Raw genomic sequence first — 22,016 nt, 5'->3', positions numbered from 1 at the left:
ATTACTGTTCCTTTACGCATACCTTAATTGTAGATGTAACCTGTGGGTGAAGCTTAACAGGTATCTCATAAGTTCCAAATGACTTGATTGGCTCAGCAAGCTGAAGCTTCTTCTTGTCGATATCAAATCCAAACTGCTGCTTGGCAGCTGTAACAATTTCCTTGGTTGAAACGGAACCAAATACTCTTCCGCCCTCTCCAGCCTTCATTGTAACCTGGATTGTTTCCTTGCTGATTTTCTCCCCATAAGCCTTAGCCTCGTCAAGCTGCTGCTGTGCTACTATTGAATCTCTCTTCTGCTGATTCTTGAGCTCATTAAGTGCTTTTTGAGTAGCTTCAACTCCGAGTTTCTTAGGTATTACAAAGTTCTTGGCATAGCCGTCACTTACCTTAACGACCTCGCCTTTTTTGCCAAGTGTCTTAACATCTTCCAATAAAATTACCTGCATTTATTATAATTCTCCTTCTTCCATCATTTTATCCAGTGTCTGCTTGACTATTTCTATAGCCTGCTGTGCATTAACATTCTCAATCTGACATCCGGCGCTGCTCATATGTCCACCGCCGCCAAGCTTCTCCATGATAATCTGTACATTGACTTCATCGATTGATCTGGCACTTACGTAAACCTGATTCTGATACTCAGTACAGATAAAGCTTGCGCGAACTCCCTTAATATTTAGAAGCTCGTTAGCTGCCTGGGCTCCGATAATTGTAGGACTCTGAAGCTCGTCATTTTTGAGAACAGATATAGCGAACTTGCCCTTATAAACCTGGGCCTGACTTACTACATCAGCCTTAGCCTTGTATTCAAGAGCATCTTCTCTAAAGAGCTTACGCACACGTGTAACATCTGCACCGTTTCTTCTAAGAAATGCTGCGGCCTCGAATGTACGGACACCGGTTTTATTCATAAAGTTATTGGTATCAACGATCATTCCTGAATACAAGCTGTCAGCCTCTTCATTCTTGATCTTGACGTTTTCACCAATATACTGAAGAATCTCTGAAACCATCTCACATGCAGATGACGCATAAGGCTCTACATATGAAAGTGTAGCATTCTCAATAACCTCTGTTCCTGCTCTGTGGTGATCAAGGACCACGATTGTCTTACAGAAACGAAGAAGTTCCGGACACTCTGTGATGCTTGGCTTATTAACATCCACTACTACAAGAACTGTATTGCTGCCTGCCATATCAATGGCCTGCTGATTGGATATGATCATATCCTCTTCGTAATCAGGATTATTCTTGAAAAGATCTACCAATGGCTGCATAGAAGTTGTTACATCATTAAGAACAATGTGGCACTTCCTATCCAAAGTCTTGGCAATCCTATAGATACCAACTGAAGAGCCAAAGCTGTCTACATCGCCGATTCTGTGACCCATTACAATTACAGTATCCTTACCGGAAATAATCTCTCTAAGGGCGTGAGCCTTAACTCTGGCCTTAACTCTTGTACTCTTTTCAATCTGCTGGCTCTTACCGCCATAATAAGAAATATTATCATTGCTCTTAACAACGGCCTGATCACCGCCTCGGCCAAGAGCAAGATCAATGGCGTTTCTGGCAAACTCATAATTCTGAGCATAAGAAAGGCCGTCAAGTCCGATACCTATACTTAAGGTAACCGCCATCTCGTTACCGATATTAACTGTCTTAACATCCTCAAGAAGATCAAAACGCTGCTCTCTAAGCATCTCACAGGACTTCTTGGGCATTACAACAAAGTACTTATCCTTCTCAATCTTCTTGGCAATACCATTGCAGGAGGCAATGTACTTGTTGATCTTTCTATCTATAAGCGCTGTCAAAAGGGATCTTCTAACTTCCTCTACGCTATCAAGAGCTTCCTCATAGTTATCAAGGTAAATAAGGCCTGCTGCCAAAGACTGGTTATCAACCTCTTCAATTGCAAGTCTAAGAGCTGTCTCATCGAAAAGATACACAGCAATAAGGCTGCCCTGATATTCCTGAGCATCAATAATATCACTGTTAACAGCCATCTCATGAAGAGAGATTCTCTTAATCTTCATAGTATAATTGCTATTCTCGTATTCCAGCTCGTAGGAAAGTTCCTCATAACCTTCCGGGAACTTGTCCGGAGTAATATTTGGGAAAAGAGTTGTGATAGATTTCCTGTAACCGCGTTCCACATGGACTATTCTCTCAAATGCAGAGTTGGTCCAAACCACTTTGCCGGTGTCATCCAAAACTGCATGAGCAAGATCAAGCTCTCTTAAAAGCTTTTTCTGAATCTGTCCATATTCGGTAGCAAAGCTAACCAGTTCATTCATTATGAGAGGCTTATTGTAGAAATTCACATAGAGAATGACCACGAAATATAGCCCGGTGAAAGCCAGCAAAATAAGACCTGCTGTAAAATCCACTGTAAACACAGCTATATTAATCAGAATCAGTAGTATTCCAAGATATGTAAAGACACGAAGATATGTCTTAAGCTTCCCCTTTAACTTAACTCTGTTCTTGTTAGGCATTATAAAGTCCTCTTCCCCAAAAATTTGGACATGTTATCACTTACTATAGTATAGCACAAAACTCCGTGATAGAAACTTCTATCACGGAGTTTGTAAACTTCACTTATTTCGTTAGTTAATTACTTGATCAGATGACCTTCCTCATCAAATGAGTACTTAGCGCCCCACTTTGTGATTGTCTCTGAAATTGCAAGTGTTCCATCGCCCTTGCAGTAGTACTTTTCACCATCAACTGTTACCCATGAGTTGGTAAGAACAGCACCATTTTCCTTGGTATAATATCTTGATCCGTTAAAGGTAAAGAAGCCAGTCTGAAGAACTCCGTTCTCATCAAAGATATACTTTGTTCCCCACTTTGTAACTATAGTATTCTTAGCAAGGTTACCATCCTTAAGTGCATAGTAGGTCTTGCCATCTTCTTTTACCCAGTTCTGCTTAACTATAGCACCGTTAGACTTTGCATAGTAAGTATTGCCATCACGGTCAAAGAAGCCAGTCTGAAGAACTCCATCTGCATCAAATGAGTACTCAGTTCCCCACTTGTTAACTACTCTATCCTTAGCAACTGTACCATCAGCAAGCACATAGTACTTCTTGCCGTCTTCTGTTACCCAGTTACTCTTAACCATGGCACCCTTTTCGTTGAAGTAATAGTCCTTACCGTCAACTGTATGGAAACCTGTAAGCTTTTCGCCATCCTCTGTAACAAGATAGGTTACTCCCCACTTTGTTACAAGTGTAGCCTTAACTTCTTCCTGAGCTGCAACAAGCTCAATCTCAGCTCTATCACGAACTCTCAGGCAAGCTCCGTCAGGATTATAGTAAGAAAGGCCAACTGCACTAATTGTATTTCCTACCTTAACATCATCGTTAACTGTATCATTTCCGTCTGAAGCAAGGATATAACCATCAATGAATACTCTTGCCTCTACGCCTGACTCATCAACTACATAGAAGTAGTCAACGCCTGATGTGTTAGTTACAACCTTTGTAACCTTACCTTCTACCTTAAGAAGTGAACCGCCAAGTGCATCGTAATCAGCTGCCTGCTTAGTTGTTACCTTTGCAGGCTCAATTACCTTGTGCTCTGCATCAAGAACCTTGTAGTTGTAGATCTGGATTTCCTTATCGCCCTGATATCCATCAACGAAACCAGTAAGTCTAACCTTTGTTCCGATTTCGATTCCCGCATCAGCGATAGGGAATACTGTTGTTCCGGCTGTCTCATCCTGAACATAAATAGTATCGAAGAACTTATTTCCTTCTACTGCTGTTCCGGCTGTTACATAACCTTCTACTGTAAAGATGTCTCCAGGCTCGCCCTTTCTCATCTCAGCGATTGTGCTAACCTTAATATCCTTTCTGTTATTTGAAAGGTAGTTAAGAAGGATGTTACGGTTTGCGTAGTACTCCTGTCCGCCGTAGTCAAGCTCAGACTTAACTTCGAAGTTTGAAAGGAATACTGTGCCTGTTACAAGTACTTCACTTCCTGAAGAAAGTTCTTCTCTTGCTGCAAATACAACGCTTCCCTTAGGAACTTCCTTGTAGTAAGCATCAAACTGCTTGCAATCCTTGGTATATGTTGTGTCGAAGCCTGTTACAACTACCTCAGCCTTACCTGCTGCTACTGCCGCTTCATCAACAAGAACTGAGCATCCGCTGTAAGCACTGTACTTCTGAGTATCTGTTACACCCTTTACAAGGTAGCAGTTTCTGTTAAAGCCTGCAGGATAGAGTCTGTACTCCTGTCCGCCATTGTTATCATTATCAACAACCTCATCGGAGTTGATTCTTGTTGTAGCACCAACTGCCTCAAGAAGCTTATTGATTTCAGTTGAAGACTGTCCGTCAGCTGTATCCTGGTAATCTGCAAGACCGCAAACAATAAGGTTTCCGCCGCCTGCAACATACTCTTTTACAAGTTCAATAAATGAATCTTCAAAATGCTTAACTTCACCATACTTGGTGTTCTTGTTAGGAGCAGATACTACGAATACAGTTGCATTTGCAAGTGTCTCAGCTGTGATCTGATCCTTAACAACATCAACCTTTACATAATCGCTTGCTGCGATATCTGCAAAGTTTCCAACGTTTCCGCCGTAATAACCTGTTACATAGTCGTTGAGGTGAGAACCATCTACAACAACATGTGTAACCATATCATCTGAAACATATACAAGATCAAGTGAAGATGTATAGTGTTTTTCTAATCCGTTGAGGTATCCGATAAGTTCAACCTGGATGGTCTGCTTGCCGGCCTTGTCACACAGATATGTGAAAGAATCTGTAAGCTCGCTCTGTGCCTTAAGTACAGCCTTGTCACCTGTAACATCTGTCACATGGATAACTTCACCATTTGCTGTATAAACGATACCCTTTACGTCAAAGTCACTTGGCTCATTGTTAAAGAATGATGCATTGAGTGTAAGTTCTTCACCTGCAACAGGAAGAGCTGTTTCTGTAGAAAGTGAGCTGATTCCAACAGCCTCAACGCTTGAAATCCATACAGGAGCTGTAACAGCGATGTTACCGTCTGCCTGTGTAACTCTGATGTAGTAGTAATTCTTTTCAGGATACAGATCAAATGATACTTCAGCAGCAGATTCTTCAACTCTCTGGCTTGCTACAACATAGCCGCCATTAGCAACAACTTCTACAGTCATAACACTTGAATCTGTAGGGTCTGAAGTCTTAACCTTGATGTTAACATTTGAAGGAACCTCATCAAGAACAGTTCCCATTTCGTAACCATTCAATGTGTAGTAAATCTTAAGGTCATTATCCTCTGTTGCATATACACGCATGTTGCGGATAGCATCATAGATATTCTCACGAGTAAGAGAATCTGCAAGGATTACAGTTCTACCTGTATTTGCATCTCCCCATCTACCCTTGTGGTTGTCCTGGTTGTTAGCAGGAGCCACATGCCAGCCTTTATCAAGTGCTCTTGTGTAATACTCATATGAAGGGAAGTATCCTGAACTTCCGATTGCACCTTCACCGTTACCAACCTCGATAAGTGTGATCTGCTGATCGTTTGCCTTTGAATAGTAAGCAAAGTCATAGAAATCACCGAAGGTTGTTCCTGGGTGGTTGAACATTGAAAGTGACTCAGGTGTGTTAACAAGCTGAGCATAGTAGTTCTGAAGAGCTGTTCTTGACTTGCTCTCATAACCAGGCATGTTACGGCTCATGAAACCATTAGTATTGAAGGTATTCATGTGACCAGGTGCTCCACCTGACCATGTCATCTCGTATCCGAAAAGACCTACGAAATCTTCTGTTGTGTACTTATCTGCAAGTTCATGTCCCTCAACCCACTCTGAAGAAGCAGAACCATCAGCGATTGTAACTGATGTGTCGTTATCATATGAGTTTGAGTGATCTGTTACTGCAAGGAAGTCAAGGTTCTCAACTTCGTTGGCAGCGTGGTTAAATGCCTCATCAGCTGTTCCTGCACCATCTGAATATGCGGTGTGTGAATGGAGCTGACCAAAATAGATATTGTATTCTTCGTTAACTCTCAGTGTGTAATCAAATGTAGCTACAGGGCTCTCTGAATATCCATCAAGAGTAGCCTTTGCCATTACAGAAGCAGGAAGCTCTGTAAGCTTGAATGGTTCTGTATAAACAGTCCATGTCTCACCCTTATCAAGTGAGTAAAGAATCTCAGCACCTTCTGTTGCTGTCTTAAGAGTGATCGCATTTGAAAGTCTGATAGCACCGCCGTTAGGGCTTGCCTTAACAGTTCCAACCTGTGCCTGTGTATAAACAAAGTCCTTCTTAACACTGTCGCTTCTGCCTTCACATGTTGCATATACTGTTACAACAGCCTTCTTGGTAACATCAAGCTCAGAAGCAGTTACAAACATATCCTGTGTAAGTACTGGCTTGTTTGAATCATCATAAACTGCAAATTCGCTGCCATTTACTGAGTAGTAAATTGTTGACTCTTTTGTCTTGCAGTTCATGGAAAGAGTTGTGTTATATGGAATCTCGCCAGCTGCAGGCTCAACATTTACAGAAGAAGTGATGTCCGAAGCTTCTACAGGGCTACCTGTAACCTTAATATCTGTAAATCTGTTAACACCGCCTGTTGCGACAGTCTTGCCGTTAATAGAAGTATCATCTGCAGGACCAACTCTGAAGATAATCTTATCAACATGTTTTACATCAGCAGGAACTTCAAAGGTATTATCATCCTTCCAGCTTGTGCCTTCCAGTGCAACCTTATCGCCGATTGCGGTAAAGTTCTCGCCATCTGTACTATAGGAAACTGCCCAGTTCTTGGCGCCTGTATTAGATCCCCTCATGTCAAAAGAGAGCTTGTAAAGGCCATAGCCCTTGCCTGAAACAGTAATCTGATAGTAATCACCGGACTTCATTCCTGTTGATCCGATGATGCTTATATTGTTGTCACCATTCTTGTATGAGTAAACAGGAGCTTTCTGGTTACCGCCCTTGAAAGCAGTAACTTCGTGATCCTTGTTTGCACCATCGTTGGCAACTGTTCCATCAGCATAGATTACAAGGTCATCCTTAAATGCAGATACATCTGTTCCAGCAAAAGAAGCAACGTTCATTGTAACTGAATCGTCAACCTCTGCCTCTGTTGGTTCTGGTTCCTCTGGTTTTACAACTTCAACCATATTGTGGGAATCGTCAGAATAAAGAATTACCTGTATGCCCTTATAGTCACTTACAACAGCTGTAACATTAACTGTAGTACCTTCCTCAAGCTCTCCAAAAGCTTTGGTCACATTGCTCTTGTCGTAAACAAGAATGCTTGATGATCCGCTTGTAAGAGTAACCTTACCCTTACCAATATCAGCCTTTGAACCAACTGTAACATTCTTGAGAATAACTCTCTGGCACTCATAGTCGTCATGATTAGCTACAAGTGTAGCAATCTCACCGCTGTCAAATGTTGTAAAGCCGTAATCTTTGGTATTTGTTGTATCATTTTCTACAAGTGTAGCTCCTGACAGCTCAAGAAGTCCGTTGTAGTCCTGATATGTTCCTTTTGCAGTGAGAAGATTTCCTACTGCAACACTTGGCTTGTCAGTAAAATACAAGCAGATTGCACCGGTCTCATCCTGTATATAGACATTCTTGCCGTTTGCATAAACAACAACGCCCTTTACAGTAAACTCGCCGGAAGCCTTCTCTTTTACTTCCTTGATTGTAGAGATAACTACTTCAGCCTCTGCTTCCCCTGTAGTCTCTTCAACCTTTTCTTCTTCCTTAGCAGGCTCTGTCTTAACTTCGCCATCAGAAGCATTGTCTGTTACTTCAGGAGTCTTCTCAATTGAATCCTCTTTTGAAGCTTCATCAGTCTCTTCAACTGATGCCTCTGTAGAAGCTTCATCGCTTGCATCAGTTGTAACAACTGAAGTCTCAGATGATGCCTCGACGCTGGCAGCTTCTGTCGCAATTTCAGTTCCTTCTGTAGCAAATGCTACAGCGCTTGTTGACTGAAATGCTGTTGTTACTGACAAAAATCCAGTAAGGATCAGCGCCAGTATACGCTTTCTGTTCTTCATACGCTCCCACCTTTCAATACTTTTTCTACTATCTGATAATTATTATCAGTAGCGTCCTCGCCTCTCTCAGCTTCTTTTTTCTATTGTGGCGGAGAGAAAAGCCACAATCGGTACTGTCAGTACAATGCCAATGCTGCCCGCCAGCCCCTGAATCACTTCTCTGGCAACCATATCAGTGTTGATAAGCTGCGTAAATCCGATGTTGTAATAATAAATAAGTAAGAGAAGTGTAAAGGATGATCCTGCAAACGCAAGGATCAGGGTGTTAGCCATGGTTCCCATAGCATCACGTCCAATATTCATACCTGAACGAAATAGCTCCATAGCTGTCATCTCACCGTTGACCTCGTGAAGCTCATGTACGGCAGAAGCAATACTCATTGCAACGTCCATAACTGCTCCAAGAGATGCGATCAGAATACCCGCTGTAAAAAGACCTTTGATTTTCATCCCATGGTCTGTACCGATCAACAATAATTCTTCAGCCTCATTCGTCTGAAATCCTGAAATATGAGAAACATAACCGGCGATTGCCGCAAAAGCACTGGCAATTACAACTCCCGCAAGAGTTCCAAGTGCCCCGCTGATAGTTTTTTTATTGATTCCATCAATAAGAACGAATGTGAATACCGTAGTATAAAAGACAATAAGAATAGTAGCAAGTATAGCCGGGAAGCCATACTCAATAAGTGGAAACAATATCCACCCAATAGAAATCATGGTAAAGATAAGGGATACAAGTGCCATGGTGCCCTTACCTCTTCCTATTATAATAAGAGATAATGCAAATACCGCAAACAGTACCAGTAAGATCCTTGTCCTGTCATAACTATAGATAAAGGCGCTATAACCCTCCCCCTGAGGATCAAGTCGAACTATTACCTTGGTTCCAAGCTGCGCGTCAACATTAAACAGCGTACTCAGATAATTGGAGGTCTGATACTGTTTGTCCTTGAAAGGTCCGGAAGTAATCATAACAATAACTTCCTGGGATCCCCTAAGTATCCCTTCTGTGGATTCATCTGCCTGCGTATTATCAGTTATGACTGCAACAACTCTCGCTCTTGCATAATGAGAAGTAGTACTGGTAGCTTCGGTCTTCTCAACAAGTCCGAAGCGAATTAGAAATACTGACACGACAAAAATTGCCACCAGGATAATAATGGCAGCAATGCGTTTTGTGTCCCATTTAGAATTAAGAGTCCTTGTCCCCCGACTGTTCCCCATTTTTGACAATAGCTCCTCTAAAAAACGCCCAACAAAAACGCACACCTAAACTTTATTTTTTAGGGTGCGTTTTTAATTCTAGCAGATTAAATTCATTAAATCTACACAAATAATTAAGATAAAATTAACAATTATTTTGGGATAACCTTGTGCAATAGTGTCACATGTGTCAAAAATCAATTTAAAGTGTTAAAGCATCCGCAAATAAAAAACACTTCTTGGAATTTCTTCCAAGAAGTGCTTAATATCTTATCTTATGTAGATTACTCAGCTACGTAAGGCATAAGTGCAAGATGTCTTGCTCTCTTAACTGCTGATGTAAGCTCTCTCTGGTGCTTAGCGCAGTTACCTGTGATTCTTCTAGGAAGAATCTTGCCGCTCTCTGAAACGAACTTCTTAAGCTTAGCTGTATCCTTGTAATCGATTACATTATCCTTGCCACAGAAAACGCAAACTTTCTTTCTTCTGTGCATTCCGCCCTTTCTCCTCATAGGAGCATCGGACTTATCAGACTTAGTAAAAGCCATTGTAATTACCTCCTAAATTAGTTAAAAGGAAGCTCCTCGTCAATTCCATCAGGAATGTTCATGAAGCCATCCCCAGCTGCTGAAGGTGCAGGCTCACTTGCTGGCATACTTGATGCGAAGTTTCCACCGCTTGTAGCAGATGAATTCTTGGACTCAGCAAACTCCTGGTCTTCTGCAACTACATCAGTTGTGTATACTTTAACGCCATCCTTGTTGGTATAAGAACCAGTCTGGATACGTCCCGTTACGATAACTTTGGTGCCTTTTCTGAAATACTTCTCAGCAAACTCGCCGCTCTTACCAAATGCTACAATGCCGATGAAATCAGCTGTCTGAGCATCCTGGCTATCTCTTCTGGCGAATCTTCTGTCAACTGCGAGTGTGTATCTTGCTACGCAGCTAGCTGTCTCTCCCTGTGAATATCTAACGTCGGGGTCTTTTGTAAGACGACCCATAAGTATAACTTTGTTCATATTTTCGTCCTCTTCTATTTAAGCCTCGTTCTTAACGCATAAATATCTGATGACGCCATCCATAATACGCATACGTGACTCGATCTCTGCAGGTGTTGTACCCTCAGCATCGAACTGGATGAAGTAGTAGAAGCCTTCTGTCATTTTCTCGATCTCATAAGCGAGCTTCTTCTTACCCCAATCATCTACGTTAGTAATCTGACCACCATGCTTCTCGATAGTCTTCTTAACCTTCTCGATGACTGCTGTTCTGGCATCGTCTTCGATCTTTGCACTAACAACAACGGCTAATTCGTATTTGTTCATGCTATTGTTACCTCCTTTTGGTCTCTGGCTACATTTTTCAGTAATGTAGCAAGGAATTTATCACAGAATGGTATGTTATCATAATAATGCCAATAATGCAAGCATTTTTTCATCTGATTCCCTTGATATTTTTTTCAACACTTTTTCTTGGAACCATAATCTGATGACCGCACCCCATACACTTAAGCCTAAAGTCTGCCCCCACTCTGAGAACCTCCCATTCATAGTTGCCGCAAGGATGTTGTTTCTTTAATTTAATAATATTCCCTACCTGAATATCCATTTATAGTTCTATCCCCTGTAATGCTGCAAGTTCTCGGAATACCTTACCAATCTTTTCCCTGATGATCAAGGTGTTCTCTGCTCCCCTTACAGGTATCTCGCTCTCATTGATCACAACCAGATATTTTCCTCTGAAGTAGTTAATAAAGGACGCCGCCGGATATACTGTAAGTGAAGTTCCTCCTATTATAAGCATCTGTGCTTTGGAAAGAGCTCTGGTTGCCCCATCAACCTGATCTTCCGGAAGTCCCTCTTCATATAACGTAATATCAGGGCGGATCATTCCACCACAGCTACACCTTGGAATAGGCTCTTCAGACTCAAAAATATAGTCCTCAGGATACTCTTTTCCACAGCTCATACAGTAGTTTCTGAGTGCACTTCCGTGAATCTCATAAACAACTTCACTTCCAGCCTTCTGATGTAAGCCATCGATATTCTGCGTAACAATTCCCTTAAGCTTCCCCATTTTTTCAAGAGCTGCAAGATATTTATGCGCATCGTTTGGCTGAATATTCCTGGTGTCCATCTTCTGTCTGTGGAACTCATAATATACCTGTGGTTCAAAGACAAGGCAGCTATGGCTCAAAAGATATTCCGGCTGATATTTATCAAACCTGACATCGTGCTGGTTGTATAATCCATCTTTGCTTCTGAAATCAGGAATACCACTCTCCGTAGAAACGCCTGCACCGCCAAAAAAGACTATATTGTCACAGGCATCAATCATCTCTTTAAATTTCTGAATCTGTTCTGACATATAACCCCCTTTCTCAATAAATACAGCATATATATTTTAACACAAAAAGAATGTCGCTTGCGACATTCTCGCGCCGAGCGCGGTTGCATTTATGCAACATATTCCTATCGCGCGAGTGTGCATCCATAGCGGAGCGCTTTTTATGTGATAGGATTTGCGGAGCAAATTCCTATTACATAAAAAAGAGGTCAGACACGCTAGCATCTGACCTCTTTCATATTATTTATTGCAACTTTCCAAATCAGTTATTACTGAAGCTTTGTTGTGTTACCAGCGTCAAACATTTCCTGTCTCTCGTCGATAACATCCTGATATCCTGCATCAAGATACTTCTGTGAAAGCTCATCATAAAGAGCATCAAACTCTTCTGGAGCACACATTACAAGCTGATCACGGTACTCAGGATATACTTCTTCCTTAAGAGCTGTTCCGTTCTCTGTTACAGACTCAAGTGAGCCACCAAACAGACAGTCAACGTTAGCATATCCAGCCTCGTAAAGAGCGAGCTGACCCTTGTAGTTAGCAAGAAGGTCATCATAGAAGTCCTGAGGAAGTCCCTGAGGATTGATAGCTGCGATATCCTTCTCGATATCACCAAATGACTTAGAAGCTGTAACAACCATCCAGTAGTCTACGTTGTTGTTGTGACCCTGCTGCTCTTCAAGACCAGTCTGATCGCCAACTGCTACAGGGTTGCCATTCTCATCATAGTTGAAGTTTACGCCTTCAAGACCCCACTGCATTGTAAAGAGGTTCTCATCCTGAGCCATCCACTCAAGGTACATCTCACCAGCCTTAACTTCGTCTTCTGTTGCATTGTTTGCAAATGCGATCATAGCACCAAAGATGTTGTTAGGACGGAAAGCATTGCTTGAGCCCCATGTTGAATCCTGTGTGAACTTGCCATCGCATACAACTACACCAAGCTCTGCATCTGGGTTAGCCTCATAGAATGACTGAAGAACCTGCATGTTAGATGAAACATATCCGCTCCATGAAAATGCCTTGCCATTGATGAAGTCAGCCTCTACATCAGATGAAGCTCTGAGGTAGTATTCTGGGTTAATGTAGCCTTCGTTGTAAAGCTCGTTGTTCCACTTAAGAAGTCTCTTCTGAGCCTCTGTTGAAAGAGCTGGAATCTGGTAGTCACCTGTTGTGCACCATGTTGTCTCATCCTGTGGATAATCTCTGAAGCTATAGTTCTGGTCAGCACCAGCGCCTGCTACCTTAGATCCGCTAAGGAGATACTCATGTCCGTTCTCCTTCATCTTAGCATATGCCTCAAGGAGCTCTGAAGATGTTGCTGGATATGAATCATAGCCAGCATCCTTGAGCCAGTCCTTACGATACCATGTTACGAATGTATAGTTTGTGTTACCATATGGTCTCATACCAAGAACCATGTAGTCTTCATCGCCAAACTTTGTGTAGCCAGTAAGGCCGTTAGCTTCCATATTTCCCCAATATGTAGGAGCTATTGTCTTGAACTGCTCGATGTCGATAGGCTGAAGATATCCATCAGCTGCCCATGTAGCGAGCTTATCATAGTCGTACTCCATGCAAAGAGTAGGAAGTGTGTTTGTTGAAGCAAGCATTGAATAGTCAGTCATAACGTCTGAACGTGTGATACCAACATACTCAACCTTGATGTTGTACTTGTCACCGAAGTTCTCCTGAACCCACTTTGTCCAGTAGTTGTTCTCAACATCTGAACATCCGTTACCTGCATCGCCTCTGTCGTAAACAGCAACACGAAGTGTAACCTGGTTGTCAAATGGAGTCCATCCATCAATACCTGCAACAGTCTCAGCTGGAGTCTCTGCAGCTGGAGCCTCTGCTGTTGTCTCAGATGTCTGTGTCTCTGTAGTCTGCTGTGTATCTGTGTTAGCACTTGTATCAGCAGCTGTGTTGTCACCACATCCAACGATTGTTCCTGCAACCATAGCACCTGTCAATGCAGTAGCAAGAACCTTCTGAAGAAAACTCTTCTTCATAATTCATACCCTCCTTTTATCCATAAAGAAAATTGGTTTTATTTTATGCCGCCTAAGCGACTTAAAAACATTATTATATCACTTTTTTGCACTAAAAATGCGTTAACCCTTAACAGCTCCGATCATAGTTCCCTGTACGAAATACTTCTGAAGGAATGGATAGATGATAATAATTGGTACTGTTACGAACATAATACATGCCGCCTGAAGTACTTCAGGTGTAGACTGTGCAACACCACCTGTATCTGCCAATGAAGCATTCTGAGCCTCTGTCGCTGATGCAACCAGCTGATAAAGCTTGTACTGGATCATCTTAAGATCAGCAGATCTTGTGAAATACATGTTATCAGCATATGAATTCCAACGTCCTACTGCATAGAAAAGTGACAGTGTAGCCAGGATTGGCTTGGACAATGGAAGTACAATCTTACCGAGAATCTGGAAGTTTGTTGCTCCGTCAAGGAACGCTGACTCCTCCAAACTATCCGGAATAGTACTTGTAAAATAGTTCTTCATGATCAGCATATTATAAGGTGAATAAATAAGCGGGAGGATAAGTACCCAAAATGTATCCAAAATATGCAGCTGATAATAAAGAATGTATGAAGGAATGATACCTGCTGAAAAGTACATTGGAACCATCAGCAAAAATGTCAGTACCGGGCGACCCTTAAGTCTCTTTTTTGAAAGCGGATATGCCGCGCAGGTACAAACAATCATACCAAGCAGTGTGAACAATAATGTGATCCATGCTGAAAAGAACATTGACTTTGTCATGGACTCATCTTTAAAAACTCTGCTAAATGCATCAAATGTAATATCTTTCGGCCAGAAATATACTGACTGTGACATTACTGCAGTATTTCCTGAAATTGACTTTGCTGCAACATGTACAAAAGGAAGTACACATGTAGCACACAGCAAGATGATGACAAGCATCATAATTGCATCACTTAACTTAAATCCGATAACGGCATTGGCTCCACCTGAGGAGTAGCTCTCTTCGCCGCTTACAGTCTTACTCTTTCCCATTTCAAGTCCCCTCCAATCAAAGCAAACCGTCTTCGCCAAGCTTCTTGGCTATTCTATCCGACAAAAGAACCAGCAGTACACCGATAGCTGACTGGAAAAGACCTACTGCAGTCGCCATACTAAATTTGTTATTACTGATACCTTTTTGATAGATGTAAACAGCAAGCTGATACTGGAACTCTTTGACCTGAGTATTACCAAGTGCTGTAAGTCTCTCAAGGTTACTTCCCATAACACGTCCAAGGTTCATGATAAGAAGTGTTACGATTGTACTTCTGATACCAGGAAGTGTGATGTGGATCATTCTCTGCCAGCGGTTAGCGCCATCGATCATGGCTGCCTCATAAAGTTCACCGCTAATACCTGTAATAGCTGCGAGATAAAGGATTGTTCCCCATCCCATGCCCTGCCAAACACCGATAAGCAGATAAGTTACTGCCCAGTGCCATTTCTCATTTAAGAAAGGTATACCTTCCTGAATGATTCCTGCATTCATCATGGCTACATTTACAAGTCCGCTTGATGGCTTGAACATTGTAAGAGCTACGCTACCAATGATAGCCCATGATAAGAAGTGTGGCAGATAAAGAATTGTCTGTGAAACCTTCTTGAATCTCTTATATCTAAGCTCGTTAAGAATAAGAGCCAGGATAATAGGCATTGGGAAGCCCACAAGAAGATCTGCCAAGTTAAATACAATTGAGTTTCTAAGAGCTCGGCTAAAGTCTGCATCCTTGAATACCTTATGGAATGTTGCCCAGCCAACCCATTTACTACCGGCATATCCCTTGGCAGGTTTATAATCCATGAATGCCATTCTAAGTCCGGGATACGCACCGTAACTAAAAACAATTACTAAAATCAGTGGAATTAAGAGAAGTAGATAAAGCTGCCAGTCCCTCTTTAAGGCGCTTTTCCAAGACGTGGTAGTCACCACTCCCCCTTTTGAGTTTTGTTTTTTCATACCTTTGTTGCCCCTTCCCCTTGTATAAGCTAATCCTAAAATAATTTAGTTAGTATATCTAATCACTTAGTCAAAAAAACTTTGCATAAACAACCATTTAAACGAAATCTTTTAGTGCCATATGTCCCTTTTGGCTAAAAGTTTCTTTATCTTTTTGTGCACATTTACTACTCAAACGTTTTCGTCAATCCGTTAATCCAGGGGTCAAAAAAGAGCCCCGATCATCCGGGACTCTCTTTCAATTAATTGTGTATCAGATTATCTGTCTCTACTCTCTGTAAGAGTCTGAGCCTGCATCCAGCCTGTATATTCCAGTATTGATGCGTTATCCACCCTTGCCATTTTATGTCTCCACTCACTTGGCTGTGTACCCATTATCTCTGAAAAATGCCTGTTATAGCTTGATACAGATCTAAAGCCAACCTGCTCAGATATAGACAGAATGGACTCTTCTGTTGTACGTAAAAGAATACATGACTGCAGTATTCTTGTAGTATTCAAGTAATTCAGAGGGCTTGTATTCATAATCTCGTGGAACACTCTTCTGAAGTGAGTCTGGCTCAGATGGCACATGTCCGCCAGCTCTTCCATTGGAAAGTTCATCATATAATTTTCCTTAATGTAATCAAGGGCTGGGGAGATAACTATAGCATTTTCGTGAGCGTCCTTATCATCCAGCTTCTTGCCCTTATTTTCTGAATAAATTCTCATAACCTTCATAAAAAGAGACAGCATAAGCCCCTTAACAGAGAGCTGATAGTTGATTCTCTTTTCCTGTAATTCATCCATAGTTGTTCTAATAAGATAGTAAATCTCAGGATAGTCTTCCTTATTCAGAATAAGCTGGAAGTTCTGCAGCATGTCGGCAAACACTTCCGCATATGGTGAAGAATCAGAATACATGCCCTTTAGAAGTTCGTCAGGCTGTATAAAAATATATGACCAGAGACTAGCTTCTCCCTTATTACTATAGGTAGTATGTGGAACATTTCTGGAAATAAATGTGATATCCCCAGCCCTGAACGGATAGGGAGTATTATCAAATTCGATAATTCCGCTGTCTGAATGACAAATGCCGATTTCAAGGCAATTATGGAAATGGAGCTTACCTGACTTAACATCCGAAATATGCCAGCGATCCCCTGTCAAAAGCAATACCGGAAAGTTCAAAGGTAGCTCATAGTTTCTATATTCTATAACTGTCTTTTTTGGTTTGGCCATGAAAATTTCCCCCGAAAAATTTATCACGAATGCGTATATTTTACCCAATCCAAAATAGTAAGTCAAATAGTTGAAATTGCAAAGGATTTTATTTTAGTTGAATAGACATTTCGACCATGTAATTTTATAATTTGCTCAAAATCACCATATAAGGTGTTATCTGGGAGTATTAAAGCATGGCAAATTTAGCTTATGACAAAAAAGAAGTTGAAAACGCAATTGATTCCATCGTAAAGCGTACTATGCGCATGGATCTGACCTGGGACTGGCCGGGCGGTGTAGCATATTACGGCGTTTGCGAGGCTTATCTTGCAACAGGTAAAAAAGAATATATCGAAATGCTCAAAGAGCGAGTTGATGAGTATATAGAATTAGGGCTTCCATCATGGACTGTAAACACCTGTGCCATGGGACACGCCATGCTTACACTATATGAATATACAAACGATGAAAAATATCTTGATATAGCTAAGAGCAAAATCGACTATCTCGAAAATGAAGCTCTAAGATTTGGTGACAATGTGCTTCAGCATACGGTTTCTGTAAATAACGATTTTCCTGAGCAGTGCTGGGCTGACACACTTTTTATGGCTGCATTCTTTTTACTTAGAGCAGGGGTTCTTCTTAAGGATGAAAAGCTCATTGATGATGCGCTGAATCAGTACTACTGGCATATCAAGTATCTTCAGGATCCTGCGACAGGTCTTTTCTATCATGGTTATAACAATATAACCGGTGATCACATGTCCGGATTTTTCTGGGGACGTGCTAACGCGTGGGCTGCATACACTATGTCCGAAGTTGGCAGAGTCCTTCCTGAGTGCTATTTATATCCCAAGTTTCTTGATATTGTTGGCTCTCTCAACGAGCAGCTTGCTTCTATCAAGTTACTTCAGACAGAGAATGGTCTTTTCAGAACAATTCTAGACGATGAAGAATCCTACGAAGAGGTATCTGCAAGCTGCGGAATTGCTGCCGCTATGATCAACAAAGGAAATCCTCTTCACATCAAATATATTAACAAAGCCACAAAAGGAATCCTCGACAACGTTTCTGCTGACGGAAGAGTTCTCAATGTATCAGGTGGTACAGCTGTCATGAAGGACAGAGAAGGTTATCGTGGCATTTCAAGAGATTGGATCCAGGGATGGGGACAGGGTCTTGCCCTTGCTTATCTTTCCGGAATCATCAATTACGACAAAATAAGAAGCGATGGGGCGCTTTAATTTAACTTGGGGGTTTTTATGGGAGTTATGAACAGCAAAGGGGGATTCACACTTCCTGGTGAATCGGGCTATGAAAAATTAACACTTGAGCTCGCTGATAAATGGGGCGCCGATGTGATCAGAGATAGCGATGGCACTGTTTTGTCTGATGAAATCTTGAATTCAGGCTACGGAATATATTCAACCATCTGCATTATAAGAGATCACAACGAATGGGCAAAAAGAAATCCTGATAAGCTTCAGCAGACATTCCTTATGACTCAGCCCAAAACTGCAGACGATGGTTTTCTTACTTTTCATCTTTTAGACGACTTTTTTGATCAGCAGTTTGTGGTAAATGACAGTGCTGATTCTATGAAGTATTGGCAGGTTTTCGACCGCACAACAGGCCGTGAGATCAGCAGTAATTTCTGGACCTATGAAAAGGAAGCAGGAAACGTAACAGTCAATAACGTTATTCCCTGGCACAGATACACTGTAAGCTTTCTTGCATATCGTATATGGGAAGAAATTTCCATGTACAACCATACAACAAATAACTGGGACAAAGAGCATCTTATGCCAATCGATCCTGTTCATCCAGAGACACAGGAATACATGGCAAAGTGGCTCACTGATTGGTGCGAAGCTCATCCTGCTACAACAGTAGTAAGATTCACATCAATGTTCTATAACTTTGTTTGGATCTGGGGAAGCAGTGAAAGAAATCGCAATCTTTTTACAGACTGGGGATCCTACGATTTCACTGTAAGTCCTAAAATGCTTGATTCTTTTGCCGAGAAATATGGCTATAAACTTACAGCTGAGGATTTTATAAATAAAGGAGCTTTTCACGTCACTCATATGCCACCTGTTAAAACGCAGCGTGACTACATGGATTTTGTTAATTCGTTTGTTGTATCTTATGGTCGCAAACTTGTTGATATAGTCCACAACTATGGCAAAAAAGCTTATGTCTTTTATGATGATAGCTGGGTTGGCGTAGAACCCTACAGCAGCAGATTTAAAGATTTTGATTTCGATGGTCTTATTAAGTGCGTTTTCTCAGGTTATGAGGTTCGTCTCTGTGGCGGTGCTGATATTGAAACCCACGAAATCAGACTACATCCTTATTTATTCCCGGTAGGTCTTGGTGGACTTCCAACCTTTGCACCTGGCGGAAATCCAACAAGAGACGCCAAAGAATACTGGAACCACACTAGAAGAGCTCTTCTTCGTACAAAAATTGACAGAATCGGTCTTGGTGGCTATTTACATTTAGTTGAGAATTATCCTGATTTTGTTGACTATATCGCAAAGATATCAGATGAATTCAGAACTATAAGAGATCTTCACTCAAAGGGCTCTCCTGTTACAATCGGAGCTAAAGTGGCAGTTCTTCACAGCTGGGGCAAGCTTCGTAGTTGGACCTTAAGCGGTCATTTCCATGAAACCTACATGAATGATCTCATCCACATCAACGAAGCTCTTTCAGGACTTCCTGTAGATGTAGATTACATCAGCTTTGAAGATGCTGTTAAGACAGATCTTTCCATGTACAAGATCATAATAAATGCCGGAGCCGCAGGAACAGCATGGAGCGGCGGTGATAACTGGAAGAATCAGACTCTCGAGGAAGTAATCTCCAAATGGGTATTCAACGGCGGTACCTTTATTGGAGTAAATGAGCCATCTGCTATCGAGGGTTACGATACAGCCTTCAGACTAGCAAATATCCTCGGTGTTGATAAGAATACTGTAGACAAGGTTTGCCACGGAAAATGGAGCTATGATCTCACTTCAATAGATCATTTAATTCCTGAAGGAGCCTATATTCCAAAGAGATGCAGCGTTCATCTTACTGACGGAAAAGCCAAGGTAATCCTTGATAAAGAAGGTGAGCCGGTATTTACAGTAAATAGCTTCGGCAAAGGAAAAGGTATCTACTTATCCACCTTTGAAACAACTCCTATTAATAACAGACTCCTACTTAACATCCTGTTATATGCTGCCGATCTTTCACAGGATTCAAATTACATAACAGACAATGCAAATACAGAATGTGCTTACTTTGCAGCTTCTAAAAAGCTTGTTGTAATTAATAACTCAGATACCAAGCAGAGCACATCCGTTAAAACTGAGTCAGGTATTCAGACCTTCAAGGATATTGAACCCTTTGACACAGTAATCAAGCAGCTTTAACTCATTTTCCTATATTCCAATATAGCAAAAGAGCGGTGATTCCTCCCAAAATGTTTTATATCACCGCTCTTTTCTATGTATTAAATTATTCTATTTAGAATCCTGCTTTTTTAAGAAGATCTGCCATGGAGGTTGTTGCCTCTCCATCACTTTCGTATTCAATCTTCTCTTCTGTTATTTCAGTTGCTGCAATCTCCTCAAGCGCTTTCATACTAAGACTAAGTTTTCCATCTTTAATTGCAGTTACTTTAACTTTAACCTTCTGTCCAACCTTAAGAACAGATGAAGGATGTGCTATTCTCTGATTGCAGATCTGAGAGATATGAACAAGACCTGTCATACCATTTCCAAGATTAACAAAAGCACCATAGTTCTGAAGACTTTCAACAACTCCCTCTGTAACAAGCCCAACTTCTAAATTGGAAATCATCTCTGCCCTTCTTGCATCTGCCTGTTCCTTAAGATACTCTCTGGCAGATAAAACAAGCTTGTTGGCTTCCTTATCAGCTGTAATAACCTTTACCTTAAGAGTCTTTCCTATATAATCTGCAAGACGATCCTCTTCAACAAACTGAAGATCAAGTTTAGAAGCCGGTATAAAACCTCTTATTCCTTCTAAGAATGCAACGCATCCTGCCTTAACGGCCTCTGATACTTTTACATCAACGTATGAATCTGAATTCTGTAATTCTTTTATTTTATCCCAGGACAAAACCTGATTAGCTTCTTTCTTGGATAAAAGAATGTTTCCATTACCGTCATCTGTGCTGATAACTGTAGCTGAAATCTCGTCTCCCACTTTCACATCTCTGTGAACAGAGAACTTAGGATCATCACTCATATCTTCTACCTTGATAATACCCTGGGTATAGTACTTAAGATCCAGTGTGATTTCAGTATCGGATACATCTATTACTGTTCCTTCAAGGATATCCCCTTCCTTAACTTTTCTAAAGGATCTGTCAATTTCATCCTTGAAATCATTCATTGTTTCTTCTGCCATAGTAATTCCTCCAACATACATTTTATAATGCTGACACAAAATCTGATTTTGTGCATTTCTTCATATATGAAGATTATATCACAGTATAGTCCACTCTACTTAGGATTCTGCTTATATACAACAAAAAAGCCTATGGAGTATTCCATAAGCTTTCTAGAGGTGACAGGCGGATTTGAACCGTCGATCAGGGTGTTGCAGACCCACGCCTTACCACTTGGCTATGTCACCATATTAAATTTAGAAAAATGACTCCGACGAGAATCGAACTCGTGTTACCGCCGTGAAAGGGCGATGTCTTGACCGCTTGACCACGGAGCCGCATACGACCGTTTCGCTATAGTAACAGTCTATCTTACTTCTCTATCAATTTCAATAGATTTAACTCCCCAAGTAGGACTCGAACCTACGACACTTCGGTTAACAGCCGAATGCTCTACCGACTGAGCTATTGAGGATTATTGATACAAAAATACCATGCCAAGCATGGTACTCTTTCTTGTACCTTCAAAACCGAACACTGATTATCTAAATCCTAACCTCTTCTTTTGTTCCTAACCTTTTTGGATAAGCCCTCGACCTATTAGTACACATCAGCTGAACACGTTACCGTGCTTACACCTTGTGCCTATCTAACCTCATACTCTCTAAGGGGTCTTACTGGACAAGCCAGGGATATCTCATCTTGAGGGGGGCTTCACGCTTAGATGCCTTCAGCGTTTATCCCTTCCGGACGTGGCTACCCAGCCTTATGCATCTGGCGATGCAGCTGATACA

The 22,016-nt window shown here is 41.4% G+C and carries 16 protein-coding genes, 3 tRNA genes and 1 rRNA gene; 2 read left to right on the top strand and 18 right to left on the bottom strand.

All coding sequences use genetic code 11. The annotated features are described in order from the left end of the window. Nucleotide 1 precedes the first annotated feature (1 nt). From rplI to G613_RS0108430, 13 genes are all read right to left on the bottom strand, one after another. Nucleotides 2-448, bottom strand: a complete 447-nt coding sequence (rplI, locus tag G613_RS0108495; RefSeq protein ID WP_029232256.1) for a 50S ribosomal protein L9 — start codon at nt 446-448, stop codon at nt 2-4. Between the two features lie 3 nt (nt 449-451). Further along, nucleotides 452-2,503, bottom strand: a complete 2,052-nt coding sequence (locus G613_RS0108490) for a DHH family phosphoesterase (RefSeq protein ID WP_029232255.1) — start codon at nt 2,501-2,503, stop codon at nt 452-454. A gap of 119 nt (nt 2,504-2,622) precedes the next feature. Next, nucleotides 2,623-8,046, bottom strand: a complete 5,424-nt coding sequence (locus tag G613_RS18595; RefSeq protein WP_029232254.1) for a CehA/McbA family metallohydrolase — start codon at nt 8,044-8,046, stop codon at nt 2,623-2,625. A gap of 66 nt (nt 8,047-8,112) precedes the next feature. After that, a complete protein-coding gene (locus G613_RS0108480; RefSeq protein ID WP_029232253.1) occupies nt 8,113-9,273 on the bottom strand; it encodes a YibE/F family protein in 1,161 nt (386 codons plus the stop codon). Between the two features lie 263 nt (nt 9,274-9,536). Continuing rightward, nucleotides 9,537-9,800, bottom strand: a complete 264-nt coding sequence (gene rpsR, locus G613_RS0108475) for a 30S ribosomal protein S18 (RefSeq protein ID WP_013279647.1) — start codon at nt 9,798-9,800, stop codon at nt 9,537-9,539. A 17-nt stretch (nt 9,801-9,817) separates the two neighbouring features. Then, on the bottom strand, nt 9,818-10,273 hold the full coding sequence (locus tag G613_RS0108470) for a single-stranded DNA-binding protein (RefSeq protein WP_029232252.1): 456 nt from the start codon (nt 10,271-10,273) through the stop codon (nt 9,818-9,820). A gap of 18 nt (nt 10,274-10,291) precedes the next feature. Next, nucleotides 10,292-10,579: a 30S ribosomal protein S6 gene (rpsF, locus tag G613_RS0108465; protein ID WP_026489981.1), complete on the bottom strand. Its 288-nt coding sequence runs from the start codon at nt 10,577-10,579 to the stop codon at nt 10,292-10,294. A 109-nt stretch (nt 10,580-10,688) separates the two neighbouring features. Then, a complete protein-coding gene (locus G613_RS19055) occupies nt 10,689-10,862 on the bottom strand; it encodes a DUF951 domain-containing protein (protein WP_081647826.1) in 174 nt (57 codons plus the stop codon). Beyond that, nucleotides 10,863-11,621 (bottom strand): NAD-dependent protein deacylase, encoded by a 759-nt coding sequence (locus tag G613_RS0108450; RefSeq protein WP_029232251.1) that lies wholly within the window; start codon nt 11,619-11,621, stop codon nt 10,863-10,865. Between the two features lie 248 nt (nt 11,622-11,869). After that, the gene (locus G613_RS0108445; RefSeq protein ID WP_029232250.1) at nt 11,870-13,615 is read right to left on the bottom strand and encodes an extracellular solute-binding protein; all 1,746 of its coding nucleotides are present in this window, start codon (nt 13,613-13,615) and stop codon (nt 11,870-11,872) included. A gap of 102 nt (nt 13,616-13,717) precedes the next feature. Then, entirely contained in the window at nt 13,718-14,647 is a 930-nt protein-coding gene (locus tag G613_RS0108440) for a carbohydrate ABC transporter permease (protein ID WP_081647825.1), read from the bottom strand. A 16-nt stretch (nt 14,648-14,663) separates the two neighbouring features. Then, nucleotides 14,664-15,611, bottom strand: a complete 948-nt coding sequence (locus tag G613_RS0108435; RefSeq protein ID WP_029232248.1) for an ABC transporter permease — start codon at nt 15,609-15,611, stop codon at nt 14,664-14,666. 258 nt (nt 15,612-15,869) lie between these two features. After that, nucleotides 15,870-16,832: an AraC family transcriptional regulator gene (locus G613_RS0108430; protein ID WP_029232247.1), complete on the bottom strand. Its 963-nt coding sequence runs from the start codon at nt 16,830-16,832 to the stop codon at nt 15,870-15,872. Nucleotides 16,833-17,008: 176 nt separating this feature from the next. Between G613_RS0108430 and G613_RS0108425 the strand changes: the two genes are divergently transcribed. Then, the gene (locus G613_RS0108425) at nt 17,009-18,058 is read left to right on the top strand and encodes a glycoside hydrolase family 88/105 protein (RefSeq protein WP_029232246.1); all 1,050 of its coding nucleotides are present in this window, start codon (nt 17,009-17,011) and stop codon (nt 18,056-18,058) included. Nucleotides 18,059-18,076: 18 nt separating this feature from the next. Further along, nucleotides 18,077-20,239 carry a 1,3-beta-galactosyl-N-acetylhexosamine phosphorylase gene (gnpA, locus tag G613_RS0108420; RefSeq protein WP_029232245.1) on the top strand — a complete coding sequence of 721 codons (2,163 nt, stop codon included), beginning with the start codon at nt 18,077-18,079 and terminating at the stop codon, nt 20,237-20,239. 94 nt (nt 20,240-20,333) lie between these two features. On the opposite strand, the gene G613_RS0108415 is transcribed toward gnpA, so the two are convergent. The 5 genes from G613_RS0108415 to G613_RS0108395 form a co-directional block, all read right to left on the bottom strand. Continuing rightward, nucleotides 20,334-21,242 carry a S1 RNA-binding domain-containing protein gene (locus G613_RS0108415; protein WP_029232244.1) on the bottom strand — a complete coding sequence of 303 codons (909 nt, stop codon included), beginning with the start codon at nt 21,240-21,242 and terminating at the stop codon, nt 20,334-20,336. Nucleotides 21,243-21,399: 157 nt separating this feature from the next. Then, a tRNA-Cys gene (locus tag G613_RS0108410) sits at nt 21,400-21,470 on the bottom strand. Between the two features lie 18 nt (nt 21,471-21,488). After that, nucleotides 21,489-21,560: transfer RNA gene (locus G613_RS0108405), tRNA-Glu, on the bottom strand. 64 nt (nt 21,561-21,624) lie between these two features. Further along, a tRNA-Asn gene (locus tag G613_RS0108400) sits at nt 21,625-21,697 on the bottom strand. Nucleotides 21,698-21,802: 105 nt separating this feature from the next. Beyond that, a 23S ribosomal RNA gene (locus tag G613_RS0108395) occupies nt 21,803-22,016 on the bottom strand; the annotation flags it as partial.

Origin of the sequence: Butyrivibrio sp. VCB2006, from assembly GCF_000420945.1 — a bacterium.
Lineage (GTDB): Bacteria > Bacillota > Clostridia > Lachnospirales > Lachnospiraceae > Butyrivibrio.
The sequence above is the reverse complement of the archived record's forward strand: the minus strand, read 5'-3'. Positions and strand labels throughout refer to the sequence as shown.